Genomic DNA, 22,749 nt, shown 5'->3' on the forward strand with positions numbered 1-22,749 from the left:
ACAGCTCACAGCGCGTTCGCGCGGGCGACCGATCCCAGCCACGCGAGGCTCGGCTTGGGGCGCCGTTCGAACGTCTCGCGGTCGACGGCGACGAGGCCGAAAGTCGGCTCCCACCGTCCCCATTCGGCGTTGTCGAGCAGACTCCAGTGCAGGTATCCGCGGACGTCCACGCCATCGTCCACGGCGTTCAGCACTCCTTGCAAAGCACTTGTCGTGTAAGCGATGCGGCGTTCGTCGTCCGGCGTGGCGATGCCGTTCTCCGTCACCACGATCGGGACCTCCCCGACGACCTCACGGGTGTGCCGGATCGCGATCTCGAGCGCGTCCGGGCGGTAGGCCCACCCCATGAGGGTGTTGTCCGGGTGCTCGGGGTGCGGCACGATCCCGTTCTCGTCGACGAGCTGGCTGGTGTAGGACTGGACTCCGACGAAATCGTCCTCACGCGCCGGTTCGAGGTACATGTCCTCCCAGATCCGTTGCACCTCGGCGTGCTTCGCCTCGGCACCGGCGGCCGGTACGAGCGCCTGGTTGGCAACGGTCCAGCCGACCTTCGCACCGGTGGCCTCGCGCAGCAGAGGTGCCACCGCCAGGTGTGCCTCGATCAGGCGGTCACCGATCTTGGCGTCGGGCAGCATCCCGAACGGGTAGGGCCTGCCGGCGGCGACCTCGGCGAGTGCGCCGTGGTTGACGGCGAGCACGTTCGGTTCGTTGATCGTGCACACCCATTCGACGCCGTCCAGGATGGACGCGGCTTCACCGACGTACCGGGTGAACAGGTCGACGGCGTCGTCCCGCAGCCAGGCTTCGTGAGCACCCAGCCACCTGGGGTGGGTGAAGTGGTGCAGCGTCACCACCGGAGTGAGCCCCAGCCGCAGCGCGGTGTCGATCATCCGCCGGTAGTGCGCGAGCTCGGCGCGGGAGAACTGCCCCGGCGCGGGTTCGATCCGTGCCCACTCGATGCTGAACCGGTAGGCGTTGAAGCCCGCCTCGGCCAGCAGACTCATGTCCTCCCCGTACCGGTGGTAGCTGTCCACCGCGTCACCGCTGGCCTGGATGTACTCCGCGGTGTCCTGTTCGAGCTTCCACCAGTCGTTGTTGAGGTTGTTGCCCTCGGTCTGGTGGGCCGAGGTCGCGGCTCCCCAGAGGAATCCGTCAGGGAGTGCGCGGGTCACAGCAGATCTCCTTCGAGCGTCGGGGTGAACACGTGGTGCTCGGGCACCGGGGCGCGCAGCATGGTCCAGTAGTCGACGAGCCGCCACGGGCAGGTGACCCAGGCGCGCCCGTTCTTGTTGCGGTAGTAGCCGTTGGCGCTGCCGCCGTGCTGCCACACCGTCTTGTCCAGCGCCTCGTCCACCCGGCGGTTGTAGTCGTCGGTCGCCTCGCGAGTGGGCTCCATCGCCGTCAGGTCTTTCTCCACCAGGTACTGCAGGCACTCCACGACGTAGTGGACGTGCTCCTCGCTGGTGATGTTGTGCCCACCGCCGTGGTTCGGTGCCGCGTTGGGACCCGCGGTGACGAAGAAGTTCGGAAAGCCCGGGACCGTGATGCCGAGGTAGGCGCGGGGGTCCTGGTCGGCCCACGCGTCGGCGAGCTTCAGCCCGTCGCGGCCGGCGACGTCGAGGAAACTCAGGTACTCCAGCTTGAAGCCGGTGGCCCAGATGATGACGTCGGCCTCGATGAACTCACCGTCGGTCGTGACCACACCGTCAGGCAGAACCTCGCGGAACGATGCCCTGTGAACGGTCACGTGGTCACGTTTGACCGCCTCGAAGAAACCGGGATCCTTGACGATCCGCTTGGCGAACGGCGGGAAGTCCGGTGTCAGCTTCTGCTTCAGATCCGGGCGGTCGGCGAACGAGCGGTCCAGATGGTCGACACACACACGCATCACCGCGTCGTTGGCCGGGGACGCCGAGACGTGCGTGGCGTACCACTCCTCGTCGATCCGCGCGACAGCCCAGTTCTTGTCCGCCGCCCACCAGTAGGACTTGAGCCGGAACCACTGGTGGAAGTACGGAATGTTCGCCAGCGCCCACGTCATGCCTTCCGGCACATCGGAGTAGACGGCGTTCTCCGGGATGACCCAGTGGGGCTGGCGCGCCACGACGTGCAGCGCGTCGACTCGGTCGACGATGCTCGCCACGACCTGCACCGAGGTGCAGCCCGCGCCGAGGACGACGACCTTCTTGCCGGTCAGGTCGACCTCGGGCCGCCACTGCGCGGTGTGCATCATCTCGCCGCGGAAGGTCTGTGCGCCCGGGACTTCGGGGATCGAGGCGGTGTTGAGGACACCCGTGGCGGTGACCACGGCGTTCGCCCGGTGGGAGCGGACCGCGCCGTCCTGGCCGCGCACGGTCAGCGTCCACGACTGGCCCTCCTCGTCCCACACGCAGCCGAGAACCTTGGTGGAGAAGGAGATGTGGCGGTGCAGGTCGTACTTGCGCGCCACGCCCCGCAGGTACTCCAGGTACTCGGGGCCGGTCGGGTAGTACTTCGACCACGACGGGTTCAGCTCGAAGGAGTACGAGTAGAAGTGGCTGGGCGTGTCGACCGCGGCACCGGGGTAGGTGTTGCGCGACCAGGTGCCGCCGAGATCGTCGCGCTCCTCGAACACGTGGTAGCGGAACCCGGCCTCGCCGAGCTTGATCGCGGCGTTCAGCCCGATCATTCCCGAACCGATGACGGCAACGGTGAAGTCCTCTGGTGGGCGGCGGGTCGTCGGCACCACGCGGCGCGCGGGCTCGAACCCGGCCTGCTCACGCAGGTGTGGCACGAATTCCTGCTCGACGGTGTCGTTGACGCACACCTCGGCGATGCGCCGGAAGAGCTCGTCGTCGGGCACCTCGATCCTGGGCACGAGCGAGTCGCCGAGCAGCCGTCGGGCGCGGGCGCGGACCTCGTCGGCGACGCTCTCCGGGTAGCTACCGGCCCACGCCGTGCGATGCGCGTCGAGTTTCGCCTTGAACTCGTCCACCAGCGTGGTGTCGCCGGTCAGGTGCACCAGGGCAGCGAGCAGCGCACCCGGTTCGGCGACGTCGACGGCTGCGGCCAGGGCGGCGCGGTCGACACCGGTGACGGGCGAGATGACGTAGGTGGGCTGGTCCGGGGTGATCACGGTCATCGGGTCACCGGGTTTCTCGTGGTGGTCGGGGAGAGTCAGCCGTGGGCGAGGGCGGCGGGGGCGGCGACGTGGCCGCGGCGGATCTGCCTGCCGTGCAGGCGGGTCACGCCCGAGGCCGCGTACCAGATGTCGGCCGCTGCCCGCCGGACCGCGGCCACGGCTCTGTCGACGGGCATCGACCCAGCCGGCCCGCACAGCGACAGCGCGGCGGACAACCCGCCCTCGCACGGACCGACCGGGGCAGCCACGGCCGTGACACCGGCCGAGCAGCCCTCCAGGTCGATGGCGACGCCGTCGCGCTCGCGGACCCGTTCGACCTCGGCTCGCAGCGGCTCGTGGTCGAACGGCCCCGGCCAGTCGGCCTCGTCGAGTTGGGCCAGCAGCGCGAGTCCGGCGGCCGAGTGGGCTGCGGGCTGCCGGGCGCCAAGACGCCAGCCCTCGCCCTTCTCCGGCCAGCCGCCGACTCGTTCCAGGTGCAGCACGTCGGCGGACACCAGCGCGCTCAGGTGCACGGTCAGCCCGGTCGAGCGGTGCAGGGCGTGCATGTACGGCAGGGCGGCCTGGTGCACGCCGTCGCGGCGCACCACCTGGGAGCCCAGCTCGAACATGCGGATGCCCAGCCCGTACTCGAAGCCCCTGCGCTCCACCCAGCCGAGCTCGACCAGGCGTTGCAGGATGCGGTGTGCCGAGGAGCGGGGCAGTCCGGCCCGGCGGGAGATCTGGGCGAGGGTGAGCCGGTCGTGCCCGTCGAAGACCTGCAACAGCGACGCCACCCGATCGATCATCGCCACGGGCGGTTCGTGCTCTCGGGTCATCGCCCCTCCCGATCCCTGTTGCAGAATCTGCCGACATGTCAGAAACTGACAGGTGTGAGCGTAACCGCACCCCTCGGCCGTGTAAACGGATCGTGTCCAATTTCCGCATACAATCTTGCATCCAATTACATTGGCGCAGGTGAGACGGTTACCAAGAGGTGTCGGCATGGCCAGAGGTGAACGTCCGACGCTGACCGAGCGGCGGGCCGAGGAGCTGCGCGTCGCCATCGCGCACAAGGCCAAAGAGATCTTCGTGGCCGATGGCGACACGTCGGCGACGGTCGAGCGCATCGCCGAAGCCGCCGGTGTCTCGCCGCGCACCTTCCACCGCCACTTCCCGGTCAAGGAGGATGTGGTCCGGCCGCTGTTCCGCGCCACCTCCGAGTGGGTCGCCGACAGCCTGAAGAACGTCGCCGATACCGAAGACCTGGTCGAGGCCCTCGTCGGCGCCTGGACCTCCGCCATGCCCGACGGGCGGCTCAGCGAGGCCGACCAGCGCTTCCTCGAGCTGATGGTGACCACCCCGCAGTACCGCCTGCGCTGGCAGGAAGCCGACGAGGAACTGTGCGAGGTGGTCGCCGACTTCCTCGACCGGCGCTTGCCCGCGGGCGGGCACCCGCTGCACCGGACGCTGCCCGCCTACCTGGTCGTGCACGCCACCCGGCACGTCTTCGAGCACTGGATCACGTCCGGTTGCCACGAAGACCTGACCGGGCTGTTGCGGGACGCGTTGCGGATGGTCCTGGCCGGAGCCGCCGTGCGGTGAGCGCTCAGCCCAGCGCTCCGCTCTCGCGCAACGCGGCGAGGTCGTGGCCGCGGGCGGCCAGCACCCGTTCGGTGTCCGCGCCGTGGGCGACGGGCGCGCGGGGCGGCACCGAGCCAGAGCGGCTGAGCTTGATCGGCACGCCGACGCCCCGGTAGTCGCCGTCAGCGACCACCATCGCCCGGTGCCGGACCTGGGGCGCGGCCAGTGCGGCGGCCACGTCGTTCACGGGGCTCGCCGGTACTCCCCTCTCCCGCAGGGCCTCGGCCAGTTCGTCCGCCTGTCTCGCGCAGAACAGCGGTTCCAGCAAGGCCAGCAACTCCGTGCGGTGCTCGACGCGATCCCGGTTGCGCAGGAACCTGCTGTCACCCGCCAGCTCAGGCCGGCCGAGCACGTCCGCGAGCGCGGCGAAGTGCGCGTCACTGGCGGCGGCCACGAACAGGCTGCCGCCGTGCGCCGTGCGGAACACCTGGTACGGCGCAACGGTCGGGTGCGCGGCCCCTGTGCGCACCGGCAGCGTCCCCGAGGCCAGGTAGGCGGCCGAGTGCGGGTGCATCAGCGACACCACCGCGTCCACCAGCGTGATGTCGACCAGCTGTCCCCGGCCGCTCACCGCCTTCTCGGTCAGGGCGAGCAGGACACCCGCGAACGCCTGATGTGCCGCGGTGATGTCGACGATCGGTACGCCGACGCGCAACGGGTCGCCGTCCGGCTCGCCGTTGACGCTCATCAAGCCGCCGTGGGCCTGCAGCACCGCGTCGTAGCCGGGCTCGCCGCCCAGCGGACCATCCACCCCGTAGCCGGTGATCCGGCAATACACGAGACCGGGGAACTCGGCGGCCATCCGCTCTTCGTAGTCCAGTCCCCAACGCCGCATGGTGCCTGCCTTGAAGTTCTCCACGACGACGTCCGCGCCGGCGATGAGATCGTGCAGCACGTCGCGCGCGGCCTCGACGCGCAGGTCCAGCACGACGTTGGCCTTGTTGCGGTTGAGGCCCTGGTAGTAGGCGCTGGTCGTCTGGTCCTCGTCGACGAACGGCGGCCCCCAGCGCCGGGTCTCGTCCCCCGCCGGTGCCTCGACCTTGATCACGTCCGCGCCGTGGTCGGCGAGCATCTGCGCGCACAGCGGCCCGGCGAGCACACGGCTGAGGTCCAGCACCTTCAGTCCTCGCAACGCTCCCCTGCTCACCTGCCACCGCCCGTCACCAAGGACCACACCGAGCCGTCGGCGGCGGCCAGGCGGTCGTGCCAGTGGCTCTCATTGCCGAACTCCTCGCGCCACGACCACAACCTGGTGGTCGCCGCGCCGAGGGCGTGCTCAGCCGAGTAGCCGAGGGCACCGTGCAACTGGTGCCCGATGCCAGCGACGACGTGGGCACCGGCAGAAGTGGTCGCCTTCGCTGCGGCAATAGCGATAGCGGCTCCACGATCCGATGCCTCGACCGCCAGCACAGCCGCGTCGGCGCTCACCCGCATGGCGGTGACCTCTGCCGCGAGCGCCGCCAGGTGTTGTTGCACTGCCTGGAAACGGGCCAACGGACGACCGAACTGCTCTCGTTGGGCGACGTGCTGCCGTGCCGACTCCAGCACGGCTCGCGCCGCGCCTGCCAGCTGCACAGCCCGGACGAGTGCCCCTCGGTGCAGCACCTCGTCTGGTTCGACATCAGCGGGTGCGGCGGCGGTGACCTTGACGTTGTCGAGGACGACGACGTCACGGGGTTCGCCTGCGAGGTTCTCGTGGCGTTCGACGGCTCTCACCGGGGCCACCGCGACGTTCCCGTCGTGGCCGATGGTCACCATGTGGTCGGCATGCCGCGCCCACGGTGCCCGCACCCGGCCGGACAGCCGCAGCCCGTCGCGCCGATGCACACGGGCCTGGTCGATCGACGCGACCACCAGGCCGTCCGGAATGGACAGTCCGGCGCGAGCCAGCAGCCACCCGGCCAGGAACGCCGACTCCGCCACCGGCACGCGGGCGCCGTGGAACGCCAGCAGGTCGATCACGACCGCGAGGTCGCGGAGCCCGCCACCGCTACCTCCGATCTCCTCGGGGACACCTAGGAGGTGGAAACCGGTGTCGCACAGGTCTTTCCACAGGGAACGGTCGAAATCATCCTCGCTGTCGCGACCCTTCAGGATGGCGCCGACAGCGGCGCGGATCTCCTCGTGCAGCTCGTCGCTCACCGAACCCCCAGACCACGGGCCACCACGGACCGCAGAACCTCGTTGGTGCCCCCGCGCAAGGTGAACGCCGGGGAGTGCAGGACGCCGTCGGCGAGCAACCCCGCCAGTCCCTCAGCTCCGCGCCGGGGTTCGACGCCGGCAACGCGCCGCACGGTCTCCACGACGTCTCCTTCGAACCGGGACCCGAGGTCCTTCACCAGCGCGGCGGCCACCTCCGGCGAACGACCGGCAGCCAGGCCGGCCGCGACCGCGAGCGAGAGCTGCCGCAACGTCCAGGCGCGGGCCGTGAGCCGCCCGACCTCCCTGGCCGCCAACGGGTCGTCGCTCGTCTGCGCCGCCCACGCCTCCAGCAACGGGAAGGTGCTCAGGAACCGCTCGGGTCCCGAACGCTCGTGGCCGAGTTCCGCGATCACCTGCCGCCAGCCGAAGCCGCGGTCGCCGAGCAGAGCGTCCGCGGGCACGACGGCGCGGTCGAAGACGACCTCGTTGAAGTGGTGCTCGCCGTCGATCGTCACGATCGGCCGGACCTCGACGGACGGGTGCGGCAGGTCCACTACGAACTGCGACAGGCCGGTGTGCCGGTCTCCCGGTGTGCCATCGGTGCGAGCGAGCACCACGATGGCGTGCGCGAAATGCGCTCCGGTCGTCCACAGCTTGGTGCCGGTGATCTCCCAGCCGTGTGGTGTCTCGACCGCTCGGGTGCGCACGGCGGCGAGGTCGGAGCCGGCGTCCGGCTCGCTCATTCCAATGGCGAAGAAGCACTCGCCCTTGGCGATCTCCGGCAGGTACCGGTGCCGCTGCGCTTCGGTGCCGTTGCGCAGGATCGACGGAGCCATCTGACGGTCGGCGATCCAGTGCGCGGCCACCGGCGCGCCCGCCGCCAGCAGCTCCTCGACCACCACGAAGCGCTCCAGCGGGGTGCGGTCGTGGCCGCCGTGGCGTCGCGGCAACGTCATCCCCACCCAGCCGCGGCTGGCCAGCAGCCTGCTGAACGCAGGGTCGGCCGCGGTCATCCAGGCGTTGCAGCGGGGTCGGAAACCACCCGCCGCGCGCTGGTCGTCGAGGAACTGGCGCACCTCGTCCCGCAGTTCGTGCTCGGCAGTGCTGTGGCGGTGCGCGACCAGGTCGATCGTCGATGTCACCCGGACTCCTCTCTCGGGGTCCGGGCCACGCTAGGAAACCGGATCCAGTCCTGCGTCCGATGTTCCGGTCAGTGGACGCGTCACCCGGCGGACGGCCGCGCCGCCGCACCCGACCGCAGCATCACGTCGAGCTGGGCCTCCGAGCCGGAACGGTGCGCGTCCATGAGCTCCACCAGCCGCTCGAAGTCACCTTCGGCGAGCGCGGCGACCATCTCGCGGTGCTCGGCCAGCACCCGCGCCCGTCCGGCCTCGTCGTACAGGTAGACGGCGTGATAGGGCAGCGCCCAGGTCCAGATGCGGCTGATTTCGGCCACGACCAGGTTCAGCGAGTTCAGGCCGAAGATCGCCTGGTGGAACTCGCTGTTGAGAGTGCGCATGCGCGCCAGGTCGAGATCCTCCGCCGCCTGCTCGACCGCCTGCGCCAGGGCCTCCACGTCTGCCAGTTGCTCAGCGGTCGGCTGGACAAGGCTGCGGATGACCTCTGTCTCCAGCAACCGCCGCATCAGGTACACCTGGTCGAACTCCGCACGGCTCAAGCGCGCGACGGCGAACCCGACGTTGTGCTCGTGCACCACCAGGCCGTCGGAAGCCAGCTGCCGCAGGCCTTCCCGCACCGGCAACCGGCTCACGCCGAGCACGGCCGCCATCTGCTCCTGGCGGATCTGCTGCCCCGGCAGCAGATCCCCGGAGACGATCATCCGCTTGATCCCGTCGACCACGCGGGACACCGCCTGATCGGCGCCGGTCCTCCCTGGACCGTTCTTGCTGGACGACATGGGCACTCCTCACGATCAGCCCCACCGTACGGGGTGGATCAGGAGGTGACGCTGCCCCCGTTGAGGTCGAGGATCTGCCCGGTCAGCCACGACGCTTCCGCCGAAGCGAGGTAGACCACCGCGGCACCGACGTCCTCGGGCGTGCCCAGTCGCCGCAGCGGGATCCTCTTCGCGAACATCTCGGTGGCCGCGCCGGCGACGTTGCTCTGCAAGCCCAGTGCCAGCGTGTTGGCCGTGACCCCGGAAGGCGCCAGCTCCTGCGACAGGTGCCGGATGAAACCCTCCACCCCGCTCTTGGCCGCTCCGTAGAGCGACAGCCCCTGGTCGGACCCGACACGCGCGGCACCGGAGGAGATCTGCACGATGCGCCCCCACCCGGCCTCGCACATGTCATCGACCACCGCGGAGACGCAGTTCATCGCGCCGAACAAGTTGATCTCCACCGGACCCCGCCACCGGCTCGGGTCCAACGTCCGGAAGTGCCCCTGCCCGAAATCAGCAGCGATGCCCGCGTTGTGCACCAGAACATCAACGTGCTTCCCGAACTCGCTCTTCACCTTCGCGACGGCCGTGCGCACCGCCTCGCGATCGGTGACGTCGAAGGGCACCGGCACCGCCCGTCCACCGGCCGCAACGATCTCCTCCGCGACCTTCTCGGCGCGCTCGGCCACCAGGTCGTTGACCGCCACCGCCGCACCCTGCCCCGCCAACGCACGCGCGATACCCGCTCCCGCGTTCTGACCGGCCCCGGTGACCAGGGCTACATGGCCCGACAGCTCGAACATCGATGTCCTCTCCTGCAGCTTGTTCCCGTTGCGGTCACGGCTTTTGCAACAACTCGACGGCATGTCCCTCCGGGTCCAGGACCACGGCCAGCCGCCTGCCACCCGCCGACTTCGGAGCGACCCGCACGGACCCGCCCGCCGCCACGGCGCCATGCACCGTGACATCCACGTCGGCGACCTCGAACCCAAGCACTGCCTCACCCGGCACAGGCACCTCGCGGGAGGAGTAGGCGACCAGCACCAGCGACGGCCCTTCGCCATCGCCACGCAGAACGACCTGCTCGTGCTTCTCCGCACCCTCGCCGTTCGCCATCCGATGTACGGCTTTCAGACCCAGCACGGCGCCGTAGAACCCGCACTGAGCGTCGAGATCGCCGACGACGACCTTGGTGAAGGTGAAGCCCATGATGCCTCCGAGGAACGGCGTGCCGCGACGACGCGGAGTACACCGCCCACCTCGTGATCACGTGGGTGAACGTTCCACTCAGCGGACACGGGCCTGCACCGCCGATGACTGTCCGATACCGGCCAGCCTGTGCGTGCGAGAACTATGTTCATGCAGGTCAAGGCGTACGGCAATGCTTGTGAGTGACTCAGCCGAGAAGATCATGTTGGCCTAGGGTGAAGCGTTCGGTCTGAGCAGTTCGACAGACCGAGGCCAGCCCCTCAGGGGTGCCGCACCAGCGAGCGGTCGGTGGGTTCGGTGTTCGTTGTAGTGCCGCTCGTACTCACTCAGCGTCTGCCGCAGATGGGCCTGATCCCAGAGCGGCGCGCGGTCCAACAGATCGCCGCGAAGTTCTTACTCCCGCCGATAAAACCCAGCGGCGAAAGATTGATTAGTGCCACCTGGCCCTCTATACTAGGTTCGAGCTATCCAATAGCGCGTGAACACACAAACCGCGCAAGCTTGCTGCGCACGGGAACTCAAGTCCCCCTCGGACACGCAAAAGTGGCAAGTTTGCCACAACTACGTGACAGGTGCTCAGGTCTACTTGAGCACCTGTTTCGCGTCTCGGCACCACGAACGGGTGGTGTCCGGTGACCCGCTCCTATATCCGCCCACTCGTCCCCACCGTTACTCCGGCGGGTCGCGCGGATATCTCTTCTCGCTTTGTCGGCCAGCCACTCCCTCTTATCTCCGTACCCGTTTCCAAGCCTCCCCGCTCGACGAATGTGGTCTACGGGATGGCGACGGTCGACGATCGCGGCCGAGTCGCCGACCGCCACATCATCGCCGCGCTGGGCTGGGACGGCAGCACCCGACTGAGCATCCGCGAACACGACGGCCTGCTCGTCGTCACCGCCGACCCACACGGCGTCGTCAAGCTGAGCGCACAGGTTTACCTCCGCCTGCCCGCCCAAGCCCGCCGCGCGGCGGGCATCGTCGTCGGCGACCGGGTCCTGCTCACCGCCCACCTCGACCACCACACCCTGACCGCCTTCCCACCGCGTGCATTGGACGAACTGCTCCTGCCCGCCCTGCCGGGAGGTGAGGACCAGTGACCGGCGCACCCACCCAAGCCGAACTGGAAGCCGCCCGGCTGGTCCTGGACCGAATGGGCGTCACCGCCGAGGACCTGCTCAGCTCGATCAAGCCACCCGCACCAACATTCGCCGAATACATCCCCGTCGTAGCGGCTGCGGTCAGCGACGGCACGCGCCGCGCCTACACGCCCTACTGGAACCGCGTCCTGGACCAGTGGGCGGACATCTCGCTCAGCGATCGCACGCCGACCGACATCCAGCGCTTGGTGCAGCACATCAAGGCCAACCTGACCGTCCGCCGTAACACCCGCAACGGCAACTCCGCCGCCGAACACCTCATCGCCGCCCTGCGCTGCCTCTACCGCCACGCCGTCGACGACGAACTCATCGACGAACGCTCCAACCCCGCAGCGAAAGTGGCCAAACCCCGACGTCAACCCAGCAACCGACGAGCCCTGTCCGGCAAGCAGATGGACCAGCTCAACGACGTCGTCGCCACCACGGGCAATGATCCGCAGTTGGACTCGCTGATCGTCCGGTTCCACACCGAAACCGCAGCCCGCCGCGGCGGTGCCCTCGCCCTGCGACCGAAAGACCTCGACCAGGAGCAGTGCCTGGTCTATCTGCGGGAGAAGGGCGAGACCTCACGCTGGCAACCGGTCTCCCCGACGCTGATGTGGCACCTGCTCCAGCACGTCGAGCATCGCGGCGCGCCGATGAACGGGCGGCTGCTGCGCAACGCCAACGGCAGCCAGATCACCTACCACCGCTACGACTACCTGTGGAACCGCGTCGGCCAGCACCTGACCTGGGCGGGCAAACAGGGCGTCAGCACACACTGGCTCCGCTACACGACGCTGACCTGGGTCGAACGGCACTTCGGCTATGCCGTGGCCCGTGCCTACGCCGGACACAACGACTCCAACAGCGAGGCAGGCAGCACCACCACCTACATCCGCGCCGCCCTCGAAGAAGTCGCCACCGCACTCGCCACCCTCACCGGAGAACACCACCCACTGACATAACCAGTCGATCCCCTGGGCTGGTCCGCACGACGTAGTGATCCAGCCCAGGGCCCGTCAGCCTCACCACATCACCGGATCGGCTCCGGAACCTCGGGCATGGAGGACGGGTGATCCGGCTCTGCCGACAGGTCGCCGCCGAGACGGAGCAGGAAATTGTGCGAATCGTCGACACCGAGGGCGGCGCGATCGAGGGCGCCAATCACCTGCCGATAAGCCTTGACGCCGGTCGTTTCCTCCACGAAGAGAGTGGATGTCTCTGCCATCAAGCACACCAATGGCTCGAACTTGGTGAAATCGAGATAGAGGAACGGCCCGAACATGCCAGCGTGGGCACCCGCTCGCTCAGGAAAAATCCTCACGGACACGCTCGGCCGGACTGACATCCGCAGCAGGTGCTGAATCTGCTCCGCTTGCACTTCTTCACTGCCCACCGGCAACCGCAACGCCGCTTCGTGAATGAAGAAAGTGCTATGGAGACCTCCACGAAACACCGCCCTCTGCATGATGAGCTCCGCCTGCAGCCGATCCTCGACCTCAGCTGCCGGAACGGTGGCGGACGCAGCGATCACGGCCCGCCGGTACTCAGTGGTCCGCAGAGCATCAGGTACTGCGTGCGGATGCCAGCTGACCAACTTCTCAGCGGCCGCCAGCTGGGACACCAGAGTCCGTTGCTCCACAGGCTGCCGAGATCCGTACTGCTGCCACCAGCCCTTCACCTGCACGTCCGGGAACAGCGTCTGGAGATGTTTCCGGACGGCGGGCGCTGCGCGGAGCGCGCCGAGCAGCAGGGCGAGTTCGATCTTGTCGGTGCCTCCTTTGCCGTTGACCAGGTCGGAGAGCTTCGCCTCCTGCCAGTCGAGAACCTCGGCGAGACCGCGTCCTGTGAACCCGGCTTCCGCGATCACCGATCGCAGGCAATCGCCGAACTCACGGCCTCGGACAGTGGACGTTCTCTTGGGCATCGCAGAAGTTCCTCATCTCGCTGAAGTCTGCGCGACAGCCAACCCCGCCCACGACGCCCGGACCAGCGCACCCACAACACATCGATCCGGCACAGATCAGGCATCCACCACTGCTGAACTGCAGGAACCAGCGGTCACACACGATCGGGTGCTCGGTCCTCACAAGCCGCGGGATGTTCCGAAGACACATCGCCAGCAGATTCGCCTCAGGAGCATGCGATGGCGTAAGAGTGAGGCATGGTCACTGCTGTCGTGTTCGATGTCGGCGAGACGCTGCTGGACGACTCCCGCGAGTGGGGCGCCTGGGCAGACTGGATCGGCGTCTCACGGCACACCTTCTCGACCGTCCTCGGTGCCGTCACCGCGTCTGGCCGGGACAACGCGGAGACCTTCCGCTATTTCCGGCCGGACTTCGACGTCGCACACGAGCGCCAGCTCCGGGAGGAAGCCGGTCTCGGCGAACAGATCCAGGAGTCGGACCTGTATCCCGACGTGCGGTCAAGCCTGCAAGCGCTGCGCGACCTCGGGTTGTGGGTCGGTGTAGCCGGCAATCAGACGGCGCGAGCCGGGCAGCTGCTTCGCGACCTCGAACTGCCGACGGACTTCGTTGCCACCTCAGGAGAATGGGGTGTCGCCAAGCCCGCCAGGGCGTTCTTCGACCAAGTGATCGCCGCTGCCGCGACCAAGGCAGAGAAGATCGCCTATGTGGGAGACCATCGAGACAACGACGTGGTCGCAGCCAAGGCGGCAGGACTTCGTACCGTCCTCGTCCGTCGCGGCCCGTGGGGACACCTCTGGGCCGAGGATCCCCTCGTGCAGCGAGATGCGGACTGGGTGATCGACTCGTTGGACGAACTGCCCGGCTTGCTGGCTCCCTAACGGCGAAGTGGGGAAGCGTCAGAAGACGCGTGCTCCCGTCCACGCCGCCAGGTCAACCAGTCGGCTGTTTCCCGGGCGATACCGCAAGAGCGTCGCGACCGTACTTCTGACCTGCGGGTGCTCGCGGGTGTGCTGTGGCGCAGCTTCGCGTGCCAACTCGACGCACTGGTGCGCATCGTCGTGCCTGCCCAACTCGAGCTGCACCCGGCCCAGTTCGATGTAGTAGTGAGAGCGACGCTCCGCAGGCAGTTCCTTCGGAGGATGCCATGCAGCGGCACGCTGGACGCCGGCCGGATCCCGCAGCTCCGCCGCAACGGCCAGTTCGTGGATCCGGAGCGAATGCGGCCCGAACGCGGTGCCGTGATAGACGCCTTCGGGCACAGTCGAGGCAGCGCGGTACGCCTCGCGCAGGTGGTCGTGAGCGGCGCTGCGATCCCCCATACGACCGGCTACGACCGCTGTCCGCATCTGGAGAGATCCGTAAGCTGCAGCGACGCGTGGAGACGCCAGGCTGGAGAGGCTCGGCTCGTCGGCCGCTCGGATCAACAACCTGCGGGCTGCCGTCAGGTCGCCGTTGGCGAAGAACGTCTCAGTGCGGACGTATTCGGCCGCAGCGACCAGGAGCTGATCATCGGAGAGCGCGGCCGAGTGCCGCATGAGATCGATGAGGCGGCTCGAAAGGTCGAGGTAGCCGAACTTGAAAGCCAGACCGTCCGCGGCCCGGAGTGCGAGCGCACGGAGGGCCTCCACTTGCCGACGCTCATGGCCGCCAACAACAGCCTGGCTGGCACGCGCCAATTCGGCGAGCAGGTCGGGCAATGCTTCCGCGAGGAGACCGTACCGAGCTTCCAGCCGGTGCGCGTTCATGCCGACCACTGCCGCGGAAAGCTCCGCAAGACTCCTGGTTGGCCCGTCTTCCGGGCAGTCGAAGGCATCGATCGCCCTGCGCAGCTTCGGGAAGGCAGCGTGAACCTGGCTGATCTCCCCGGTCGACGCTCCCTCTGAACCAGGCGTGGAACTGCTGACGTCAGCCTCGCCTGGATGAGCGACATCGGCGAACCCACGGGACAAGCCGCCCGGATGGAGGAGGTTCACCAACTCCTGCACGCTCTTGAGGCCCAGCGCTCTGGCAAGACGGGGCTGAGTAGTCGGCTCGGGCGTCGCGGTGCCCCGCTCCCACCGACCTACGGTGCTCGGGGTGCACCTGAGGTATTCGGCCAACTGTTCTTGCGAGAACCCGGCCGCTTTGCGGCGAGCGGCAAGCTCCCGCCTAGGCGTTGCCATTGAGCCCCCTAGTGCAACCCGCGACCATTACCTCAGCAGCCTAGCTTGGACGCTGCAGAAGATAGCCGTTCAACTCAGAGAACTTCATGTTCACCCAATCAGGGCAACCGATCAATTACGCAGGTAGTCATGATGCGCGACCGATTCTTGCTCGGTCGATGCCAGATCCACGCACTGGTTCTTCAATGATCGGCCAATTTTGCTGAATTCCTGTCGATATCGCGCGACCGACCGCGCACATTCGCAGGGAGCGATCAGATATGACTCGAGACTACAAGTGGCAACCCCACAGCGGTGGCCGTCACGCGATCCCCCAGCATCTCGCCGCCAACGACCACGGCCACACCCTGTGCGGCATCGAGGTAGTCGCGGGGTCCGACACGTGGCCGACCGACAGCCGCTACTGGCCGACCTGCCCCGAATGCGACAGTGCCTGGCGGGCGCACGAAGGCATCCTCCCCTGGCCGCGCAAGGGCAAGGAGGCGAACCTGCCGTCGCCGCCTCGCCCCGGCAACTCCCTGAAGTTGCAGCTCATCCGCCGATGAGGACCACTCACCGACCCACCAGGGACGCGCGCCTTACCTATAACCGCGAAGGCGGCATCGTCCTGGTGGCGTTCCTCGAACGGGTCAGCGTCGAACACAGGCTCGCCCGCCTGTCCGAACTGGCCGGGCTCGCCAACGCCGACTTGATCAAGCAACTCCGCCGCTTCACCAAGGTGGGCGTGCTCTGCCGGCGTACCGACGTCGATGCCTTCCCCGCCGAAGACCTCTTTTGGCTCCCAGCGGAGCGCGTCGACCGAGCACGCGCCCTGCTGCAGCAAGCTGACGATGCCGATCTGCGGGAAGTGGTGGCCGAGCGCGGGCTGGACATCGATCGGGCGCTGGGCGACTTCTCCACCCAGCAGCCCTACGCCACGGCGCTCGGCCACGCTCCCCGCGACGCGCGCATCGCCTCCGGGCTCAGTCAGACCGAAGCCGCCCACGCACTGCGGACCTTCTCGAACACCACCCTGTCGCAGTTCGAGAACGGCCACGCACTTCCGAACCTGATCACGCTCGCCGAACTGGCCCACCTCTACGGCACGGACGCGGCCGAGTTGATCGTCTGGGCCGCGTGTCACTCAAAGCCGGACAGGCAGGTACTGGCGTTGCGGGTCGCCGAACCGACGCTTCGCGCCGTGCTGACCCATGAGTTCGCGGAACGCCGTGTCCGCGACAAGACCAGACCGGAATTCTGACCTCTGGCTCAGACTCGCGGTTGCGACAGGGCGCATCGGCGGTCGTGGGGCGGGCCGATCAGGCTGGGCGGCTCGGTGACGTAGTAGCCTGGTGGCGTCCGAACTGGATGTCCGCGCCGATCCGGCTCTCCAGCACGGTGAGCCGGCTTTCCTCCAGACGGGCCACCTCGATGTTCAGCCGCATCCCGGTGCGCACGCCGGTCAGGGCCGGCCCTGCCACTTTTCGAGCGCCACCCCCAGCAGCCGGGACGCGGTTTCGTGGTCGCCGTTGCGGATCGCCTGGTTGCCGAGTTTCACCAGCCGTTCGTAGCCGCACGCGTCGACGTCTTCCGGTTCGATGTTCAGCACGTACCCGTCGAACCTGGTCAACAGGACCTCCTTGGCCATCGCGCGCTCGTTGCAGAACAACGTTCTCGACCGGCGCACCTGGACCACTCGCGAGGAACTCCGGATCGCAATCGTGACCTGGATCGAGCGCACCTACCACCGCCGCAGGCGCCAGGCCGCTCTCGGCAGGTTGACCCCCATCGAATACGAAGCAATCATGACCACGCCAGCCAGTCAGGCTGCGTGACTACCACAGTCACCTACTCGTACAGCAGACCCTTCTGTTAGTACCTCTAAGACGCTGGGTGGAATCCACACCAACCTGGGCTCCTAGGCACTGCACTCCGATGGCACCCTGGTCCCCGGCATGTACGCCGCTGGGGCGGTCGCTGGCTTCGGCGGAGGCGGCGAGCACGGCTACAACGCGCTTGAAGGAACGTTCCTGGGCGGCTGCTTTTCTCCGGACGTGCCGCGGGCCGGGCTCTCGCACGCGCGCTGGCCTGAGGCGAGACGGCCGCCGACAAAACGGTGGCATATCTGTCCACAGTATGCTCCGCTTCGACAGTAGCCGCAGTCCAGCCAATGCAACCACGGCAATGAAACCGCCTCGACGTCACTACGCCGAACGAGTGTATTCCCAGGCGTGAATACCAGCCAGACGATAACGGCTCAGCACCCCGATCCGATGAGCAAACAAGGCAGCTCCACTACGCACACCAGGTACGTGGCCATGACAGAACCAGTACTTAATGACCTTGAAGTGAAACTGATCAGCGCAGCCAAGCAGGGCTTGGAGCTCGACTGCCGCGCGGTCAAGTTGACAAAGCCCAACGGCACTCCAGATCCAAGTCGGGTGATCCGCGGCGATGTTGTACAAGGGCTTCTCACCGGCAAGTACGGCGCCGACCTGCATCCACACGGCATACGCGTCAGGTACGCCAGAGTCGTCGGCTCGTGCAACCCGAAGAAGCCCGATCCGGCCTTCGAGTACAACTCCCTCGTGTTCCCCGTGGGTGTCAAGTTCTCGGACTGCTGGATCGACCACCCGATCGTCGCCCATGACACACGGATGCCGTGGCTTCACCTCGACAACTGCAGGATCCCGTACTTCCACGCGGACAGACTCAGGGTTGATGGATCTCTCTACCTGCGCTGCCTCGTTTCCGAAGACGGCAACGACCTCGGCGCCGTTCGCCTGCTCGGCGCCCACATCGGCCGCAACCTGGAGCTGGACAGGGCGAAACTCCACAACGCCGCTGGGCCAGCATTCCACGCGGAAGGCCTTCAGGTTGATCGTGCTCTTCGGTTCCGCGCGGCTGACCTGAAATCCAAATGCGACACAGGAGCGATCCAACTCGTCAACGCGCACGTGCGGGGCGATCTCTGGCTCGACGGCACGCACGTCGACAACGAGAGCGGGCCGGCCCTGAACGCGGAGGGACTCCACGTCGGCGGTTCCCTGCTGCTGTGTTCAGGTTTCACCGCGACGGCGAAATCCAACGAACTCGCCACAGTCCACCTCATGTCCGTGAGCGTCGGTTCAAGACTCGACTTCAGCGAGGGCCGAGACTGCACCGGTCACTTGTGGGACGTGCCCCGAGGACAGGAGCGCGCGTATCTTCCACCGATAGCGGCGAAGATCGAGAACCAGAAGAAGAACGAGCACAGGAACCACCTTGTACTCGACCTCGGCTGCGCTTCAACCAACGACCTGCGCCTCCCGATGCAAACCGTGTGCACGCGCAGTCGCCCGCCATGGCGCCTCCGCAAGCGCTGCCAACCCAAGAGCAAGATCATCGTTGTCGGGCTCAAATACGCGATGTTGTCGAGGGAGTCAGATCACACGCACTGGCCACATTGGTTACGAGACCACACAGACCGCTTCGACGCCGAGCCCTACCAGAACCTTGCGAAGACATTGCGGGACAGCGGCCGCACCGGCGACGCACGGCGCCTTTTGATCAAGCTGGAGAACGCGCGGTTCAAGCACAGCAGGGCCCGCTGGTGGCCACCAACGTTCGTGTGGCATCTGGCCAAATGGTGCTTCGTCGGGCACGGTTACCGACCGGGTAAAGCCCTCCTCGGTCTGCTCCTGGTCTTCATAGCCACCTGGTGGCTGCTCGTGCAGGCGCAGCACTCCGATGCGATCTACAGGCCGGCCACGCGCGTCGAGGGGCTCACGAATACGCCCAGCTCAACGCCGACGACCACCATCACCGTGTCGACCCCCACGGCGGCAGCCTCGGCGACCCCAGCTCCAGTAACAATCTCGCCGCCCCCGACTTCAACAGCGACCTCGTCTAACCCGTCTCCAGCAACAACCACGCCGAACTCCGCGACGGACCAATGCGGTGGCACCGAAGTAGCCAGACTTGCGGCGGACATCTCGCTACCTCTGATCAACACCAACGCACGGCTGCGATGCGACTTCCGGCCCGGCGATGCGTCTTGGTACGCACGTGGGAGCCTCGGCCTCCAAGTTTTGGGCTGGTTCTTCGCAACCTTGTTCATCGTGGGAGTGACTGGCGTGATGCGAAAAGACTGAATCCGTAGCCCGGAGTCCCAGTCGGACAGCCGACTCTGGTCGGTCAACGGGTCCGGCGGCCGGATTCCGTTCCAGCGCGCAGCCGATGCCGTTGATGACAAGGTCGACCAGAGCATCCGTCTTCGTGACGGAGGAGCTCACGAGTACCCGGTAGAGCGGAGCTCCCATCACGGCTTCAGCAACCGCGTACAGGTCGGCGTTGGCACGCACCTGGCCCGCGGCCACGGCCACCTCCAGACGCGCAATGAGCGCGGCCTGGGCGGGCGCAGTGATCAGGTCGTACAGGCGCTTGGACGGCATCCAGGTCGCGCAGGGCTACTTCGAATGAGTAGTTCTTGGAACGCTTGGACTTGTCGGGGCGTATTCGTCGTGGGTGATGTGGCGATAGCCGGGGCCGAGGTGCGATTTCAGTGCTTCTCGTCGGCGTAGGCGCCGTTGAGGCAGACGACGGGACGGCCGGGGCCGTCGGGGTCTCGCACGTACAGCTCGGTGTCGTCGACGGGCAGCATGCCGGTCCAAGGCCGGTTCATGCTTCTCTCCTAAGTAGATGGTCGACCAGGCCCAGGTGACCGGAAGTTCTTGGACGCCGTAGATGTCCATGTTGGTGCGATGCCTCACGTCGGCGGCCGGGATGGCGAGCTGGAGCGCCGGGAAGCGGCGCAGCAGGGCCGCGGAGGTCAAGCGACGGATCGCTCATATGGGAGACTCGATCGACCGTAGGTGGTCGATCCTTTGATCTTCCACCTCATCTCGGAGTTGTGCCCTTTCATGGAACTTCCTGGAATTCGGGCTTTGGCGGTGGACCGATCTCGGCGCTCGCGATGAGGGAGCCGGCGACGAGAAGCGCCTCGGCCCACGACATCGACTTCACCATGGTTCAAGTCCTCATACACCAGCCGAGAGCAATTGCGTTGCGGTCAGGTACGGCACTGGCCAAATCAGTGTTCGCGACTCAAGGCCCGCCGACGAAGACCGGCTGGCTCCGCGGAATGTCTGGTCGCGGGTTCACAACATGGGTGAGCGGCGCTGGATCAGGCAAGGCTTCGTCCTGACGCCTTCGGCTCGGCCCGGCAGATGACCGGGCTGAGCCGCCACGGGCCGGGTCGCGCAAGCCTCGACTGCTGGTCCCTGGCAAGAGTCACACGGATGGGCTGGTAAAGCCCATGGTCAGACACCCGCAAAGCTCAATCGCTCCGGGTGCGGTCTACTGATTGCCCAGTGCTGGTGACCAGGGCGCCCAGGTGGCGTGATGTACGGGAAGTCCGGCCGCCCGGAGTTGGCTGACGACGCGAGGGTCGTCGTCCACGACCAGAGCGACCGTGTGTTGCCGTTGTAGCTCGAGAACGCGTTCGAGCTTCACCAAACGAGCCGGTCGCTTGTCACCGTGCGGTTGCATCACCAGTTCGCCCGGCGGCAGGCCCTGTTCAGCGAGCCATCGACGCGTCAGTTCGGCCAGCCGTACCGGCCGACCGGTGAGCCACACGATGTCGTGGTCGACGGCCAACTTGTGCGCCAGCTCAGCACCGTCCGGGAGCACCGGGTCGTCGCCGGCCGCGTCGAAGAAGTCCGCCCACTTGGTCGGCGAGTCGGAGTCGAGGAAGTGCAGGCGATGCCGGACGTCGGCCACGGTGCCGTCGATGTCCATCACCGCCACCGGCCGGGTCACGCGGTCGCCACCAGCTTCTGCGAGAAGAGGTCCTCGGCGTCGATGAGCTGGCGGCGCCCGATGAACCGGCTGGTCACCAGGAGGCCCGCCTCGTGTGCTTCCTGTCCCGCGTGGCTGTAGACCGCGTCCTTGACGACCCAGGGGGTCAGGCCGCGTTCGAACGCGTCACAGGCCGTCTTGAGCACGCAGGACTCGGTGGCGATCCCGACGATCACGATGTCGGTCCAGCCGTGGTGCGCCACGGTCGCGGCGCCTTGCTCGGTGAACAGCGAATAGATCGGCTTGTCCAGCACCGCGACCGCGCGCCGGGAGGCCGGGACCAGGTCGTCGACGATGTCGATCTCGGGGGATGTCTGCATCCGCGACCAGTTGATCAGCCGCTCGTAGGGTGATCCGGGGTGGTTGACGAATCGGGTGAACACGGTCGCGCCGCCTGCTTCTTCCCAGCAACGCACGACGTCGATCACGTGCGGAACGATGGGCGCTGACTTGCTGGACACGAAGCCGTTCTGCACATCGACGACGACCAGCACGCTCTGGGCAAGGTCCACCTGATCATTCTCCGCTCGTGTCTCGCAGCAGCTCCAGCGCGGTCGTCAGGTGCTTGCCCAGCTCGCTGGTCTCGAGCACCGCCCGCCGCATCGCGGCGTATTGCGCCGTCTCCTGCGGCCTGGTCATGGTCAGCCGCGACCTGACCGCCCGAATCCAACGCCACCCGAACTCAGACGGCACAACTGGATCACATCCTTGTTCCACCTGCTCGTGCACGCGGTGGCAGTAACACCACAACGCCTGGACCAGCAGCTCGCAATCGACCAGGTCAGAGACTTGGAGTGCTCGTCCTGTCGCCTGCGGGTAGTAGCTGAGCCCCGCCCAGCTCGCGCAGCCGATGGACAAGCCGCGGATGCCGAACTCATCGATGCGGCTGTCGTGGAATCCTTCACGTAGCAGCGTCTGCTCCACCAGCTCCGCATGGTGCAGGGAAGGCCCGGCGCCATCCGTGGCATGGTCGAGCAGGACGCGCGGCATGCTCAACAACCGCATCGCGGTGTCGAGCTCTTGGCCACTCCACGGTGACTCGTGCAGCCAGTAGGCCGACAGCACGTAGTGCGCGATGGGCATGTCAGAGCCGGTCCGCTCACGCAGCCACTCGGTCGCCCACTGCCGGGTCTCCCGGTAGGTCTGCCGACGCCACATCGCCAGGCTGGCGATGTTCGGAACGCTCAGCTCCTCCGCCAGGTGAAATACCGCGACACCCCACGGGAACGCGTACAACTCGCAGCGACCGGCCGGATGGTCGACCTGTTCGACATGGCACTCCGCCCATTGCACCGCGCCGGGTACGAGATCCGCTCGTCGGATGAGCCTGCAGAGCAGTTCGAGGCCGAGATGCACCGGCACGAACTTGTGGCTCGTGAGACCGCACACCCGGCTGTTCGCCGCACCCGCACTGAGGGTGCCGAACAGCTCATGCGGTGTGGCCTCGAACGCGGCGCAGTACAGCCGGATGTAGACCTCATCGCGCACCGCGGCCCTGCCGGTCTCGTGCCGGTAGATCGCCTTGGCCATGGCGCCCAGCTCAGGCGTCGCCAGGTCCAGCTGGCGGCCAAGCCGCTCGAACTCCCTGGCGAGCCGGTCGCGCCCCCACCCCTTGGCCTGCCGTCGGCCGATCAGCACGAGGTTCGGCGTCGGACGCTTCCCCTCGCCGGTCGCAGCGGCGTCGCCGGACATGATCGATGTCCTCCCGTGT

24 protein-coding genes and 3 pseudogenes are annotated in these 22,749 nt (G+C 67.3%); 9 read left to right on the plus strand and 18 right to left on the minus strand.

What is annotated here, in order from left to right; translation table 11 throughout:
* Positions 1 to 5: 5 nt before the first annotated feature.
* The 3 genes from V1227_RS08230 to V1227_RS08240 are packed head-to-tail and all read right to left on the minus strand — an operon-like array spanning position 6 to position 3,936.
* Entirely contained in the window at positions 6 to 1,172 is a 1,167-nt protein-coding gene (locus V1227_RS08230; protein WP_329791916.1) for a glycoside hydrolase family 1 protein, read from the minus strand.
* Positions 1,169 to 3,121, minus strand: coding sequence for a flavin-containing monooxygenase (locus V1227_RS08235; protein ID WP_329791917.1), 1,953 nt, complete (start codon positions 3,119 to 3,121; stop codon positions 1,169 to 1,171). The genes V1227_RS08230 and V1227_RS08235 overlap by 4 nt, the downstream gene beginning before the upstream one ends.
* 35 nt (positions 3,122 to 3,156) lie before the next feature.
* Complete coding sequence (locus tag V1227_RS08240) at positions 3,157 to 3,936, minus strand: IclR family transcriptional regulator (RefSeq protein WP_329791918.1); 780 nt, start codon at positions 3,934 to 3,936, stop codon at positions 3,157 to 3,159.
* Positions 3,937 to 4,102: 166 nt separating this feature from the next.
* Here V1227_RS08240 and V1227_RS08245 point away from each other — a divergent pair, with 166 nt between their 5' ends.
* Complete coding sequence (locus tag V1227_RS08245; protein WP_329791919.1) at positions 4,103 to 4,702, plus strand: TetR/AcrR family transcriptional regulator; 600 nt, start codon at positions 4,103 to 4,105, stop codon at positions 4,700 to 4,702.
* A gap of 4 nt (positions 4,703 to 4,706) precedes the next feature.
* On the opposite strand, the gene V1227_RS08250 is transcribed toward V1227_RS08245, so the two are convergent.
* From V1227_RS08250 to V1227_RS08275, 6 genes are all read right to left on the minus strand, one after another.
* Complete coding sequence (locus tag V1227_RS08250) at positions 4,707 to 5,873, minus strand: CaiB/BaiF CoA transferase family protein (RefSeq protein ID WP_329791920.1); 1,167 nt, start codon at positions 5,871 to 5,873, stop codon at positions 4,707 to 4,709.
* 11 nt (positions 5,874 to 5,884) lie between these two features.
* Entirely contained in the window at positions 5,885 to 6,883 is a 999-nt protein-coding gene (locus V1227_RS08255) for an acyl-CoA dehydrogenase family protein (RefSeq protein ID WP_329791921.1), read from the minus strand.
* A complete protein-coding gene (locus V1227_RS08260; protein WP_329791922.1) occupies positions 6,880 to 8,025 on the minus strand; it encodes an acyl-CoA dehydrogenase family protein in 1,146 nt (381 codons plus the stop codon). Before V1227_RS08260 ends, V1227_RS08255 begins: the two co-directional genes overlap by 4 nt.
* Before the next feature lie 80 nt (positions 8,026 to 8,105).
* Positions 8,106 to 8,801 (minus strand): GntR family transcriptional regulator, encoded by a 696-nt coding sequence (locus V1227_RS08265; protein WP_329791923.1) that lies wholly within the window; start codon positions 8,799 to 8,801, stop codon positions 8,106 to 8,108.
* A 38-nt stretch (positions 8,802 to 8,839) separates the two neighbouring features.
* Positions 8,840 to 9,586, minus strand: coding sequence for an SDR family NAD(P)-dependent oxidoreductase (locus tag V1227_RS08270; protein WP_329791924.1), 747 nt, complete (start codon positions 9,584 to 9,586; stop codon positions 8,840 to 8,842).
* 34 nt (positions 9,587 to 9,620) lie between these two features.
* The gene (locus V1227_RS08275) at positions 9,621 to 9,992 is read right to left on the minus strand and encodes a VOC family protein (RefSeq protein WP_329791925.1); all 372 of its coding nucleotides are present in this window, start codon (positions 9,990 to 9,992) and stop codon (positions 9,621 to 9,623) included.
* Positions 9,993 to 10,771: 779 nt separating this feature from the next.
* Between V1227_RS08275 and V1227_RS08280 the strand changes: the two genes are divergently transcribed.
* Complete coding sequence (locus V1227_RS08280) at positions 10,772 to 11,089, plus strand: AbrB/MazE/SpoVT family DNA-binding domain-containing protein (protein ID WP_329791926.1); 318 nt, start codon at positions 10,772 to 10,774, stop codon at positions 11,087 to 11,089.
* Complete coding sequence (locus tag V1227_RS08285; RefSeq protein ID WP_329791927.1) at positions 11,086 to 12,096, plus strand: tyrosine-type recombinase/integrase; 1,011 nt, start codon at positions 11,086 to 11,088, stop codon at positions 12,094 to 12,096. The genes V1227_RS08280 and V1227_RS08285 overlap by 4 nt, the downstream gene beginning before the upstream one ends.
* A gap of 68 nt (positions 12,097 to 12,164) precedes the next feature.
* Here the strand turns inward: V1227_RS08285 and V1227_RS08290 are convergent, their stop codons facing one another.
* The gene (locus tag V1227_RS08290) at positions 12,165 to 13,001 is read right to left on the minus strand and encodes a DUF5753 domain-containing protein (protein WP_329791928.1); all 837 of its coding nucleotides are present in this window, start codon (positions 12,999 to 13,001) and stop codon (positions 12,165 to 12,167) included.
* A gap of 294 nt (positions 13,002 to 13,295) precedes the next feature.
* Between V1227_RS08290 and V1227_RS08295 the strand changes: the two genes are divergently transcribed.
* On the plus strand, positions 13,296 to 13,937 hold the full coding sequence (locus tag V1227_RS08295) for an HAD family hydrolase (RefSeq protein ID WP_329791929.1): 642 nt from the start codon (positions 13,296 to 13,298) through the stop codon (positions 13,935 to 13,937).
* An 18-nt stretch (positions 13,938 to 13,955) separates the two neighbouring features.
* On the opposite strand, the gene V1227_RS08300 is transcribed toward V1227_RS08295, so the two are convergent.
* Both V1227_RS08300 and V1227_RS40580 read right to left on the minus strand, forming a co-directional pair.
* Entirely contained in the window at positions 13,956 to 15,044 is a 1,089-nt protein-coding gene (locus tag V1227_RS08300; protein ID WP_329791930.1) for a hypothetical protein, read from the minus strand.
* A 3-nt stretch (positions 15,045 to 15,047) separates the two neighbouring features.
* Positions 15,048 to 15,221 (minus strand): annotated as a pseudogene (locus V1227_RS40580) (helix-turn-helix domain-containing protein); the annotation flags it as partial.
* A gap of 260 nt (positions 15,222 to 15,481) precedes the next feature.
* Here V1227_RS40580 and V1227_RS08305 point away from each other — a divergent pair.
* Positions 15,482 to 15,766 (plus strand): zinc finger protein, encoded by a 285-nt coding sequence (locus tag V1227_RS08305; RefSeq protein WP_329791931.1) that lies wholly within the window; start codon positions 15,482 to 15,484, stop codon positions 15,764 to 15,766.
* Between the two features lie 65 nt (positions 15,767 to 15,831).
* Positions 15,832 to 16,461 (plus strand): helix-turn-helix domain-containing protein, encoded by a 630-nt coding sequence (locus tag V1227_RS08310; RefSeq protein WP_329791932.1) that lies wholly within the window; start codon positions 15,832 to 15,834, stop codon positions 16,459 to 16,461.
* A 58-nt stretch (positions 16,462 to 16,519) separates the two neighbouring features.
* Here the strand turns inward: V1227_RS08310 and V1227_RS08315 are convergent, their stop codons facing one another.
* Positions 16,520 to 16,681 (minus strand): BTAD domain-containing putative transcriptional regulator, encoded by a 162-nt coding sequence (locus tag V1227_RS08315; RefSeq protein ID WP_329791933.1) that lies wholly within the window; start codon positions 16,679 to 16,681, stop codon positions 16,520 to 16,522.
* Positions 16,663 to 16,830, minus strand: a complete 168-nt coding sequence (locus V1227_RS08320; protein ID WP_329791934.1) for a BTAD domain-containing putative transcriptional regulator — start codon at positions 16,828 to 16,830, stop codon at positions 16,663 to 16,665. Before V1227_RS08320 ends, V1227_RS08315 begins: the two co-directional genes overlap by 19 nt.
* 28 nt (positions 16,831 to 16,858) lie before the next feature.
* Here V1227_RS08320 and V1227_RS08325 point away from each other — a divergent pair.
* From V1227_RS08325 to V1227_RS08335, 3 genes and pseudogenes are all read left to right on the plus strand, one after another.
* Positions 16,859 to 17,035: pseudogene (locus V1227_RS08325) on the plus strand (IS3 family transposase); the annotation flags it as partial.
* 33 nt (positions 17,036 to 17,068) lie between these two features.
* Positions 17,069 to 17,292: pseudogene (locus V1227_RS08330) on the plus strand (FAD-binding protein); the annotation flags it as partial.
* A 139-nt stretch (positions 17,293 to 17,431) separates the two neighbouring features.
* The gene (locus V1227_RS08335; protein WP_329791935.1) at positions 17,432 to 19,333 is read left to right on the plus strand and encodes a hypothetical protein; all 1,902 of its coding nucleotides are present in this window, start codon (positions 17,432 to 17,434) and stop codon (positions 19,331 to 19,333) included.
* Positions 19,334 to 19,740: 407 nt separating this feature from the next.
* Here V1227_RS08335 and V1227_RS08340 read toward each other — a convergent pair whose 3' ends face one another.
* From V1227_RS08340 to V1227_RS08355, 4 genes are all read right to left on the minus strand, one after another.
* Positions 19,741 to 19,863, minus strand: a complete 123-nt coding sequence (locus V1227_RS08340) for a hypothetical protein (RefSeq protein WP_329791936.1) — start codon at positions 19,861 to 19,863, stop codon at positions 19,741 to 19,743.
* Positions 19,864 to 20,537: 674 nt separating this feature from the next.
* On the minus strand, positions 20,538 to 20,999 hold the full coding sequence (locus V1227_RS08345; protein ID WP_329791937.1) for a phosphatase domain-containing protein: 462 nt from the start codon (positions 20,997 to 20,999) through the stop codon (positions 20,538 to 20,540).
* Positions 20,996 to 21,550, minus strand: coding sequence for an isochorismatase family cysteine hydrolase (locus V1227_RS08350; protein WP_329791938.1), 555 nt, complete (start codon positions 21,548 to 21,550; stop codon positions 20,996 to 20,998). The genes V1227_RS08345 and V1227_RS08350 overlap by 4 nt, the downstream gene beginning before the upstream one ends.
* Before the next feature lie 4 nt (positions 21,551 to 21,554).
* Positions 21,555 to 22,730, minus strand: a complete 1,176-nt coding sequence (locus V1227_RS08355) for a hypothetical protein (RefSeq protein WP_329791939.1) — start codon at positions 22,728 to 22,730, stop codon at positions 21,555 to 21,557.
* Between the last annotated feature and the right edge of the window lie 19 nt (positions 22,731 to 22,749).

This window comes from Lentzea sp. DG1S-22, from assembly GCF_036321065.1.
GTDB classification, from domain to species: Bacteria; Actinomycetota; Actinomycetes; order Mycobacteriales; family Pseudonocardiaceae; genus Lentzea; species Lentzea jiangxiensis.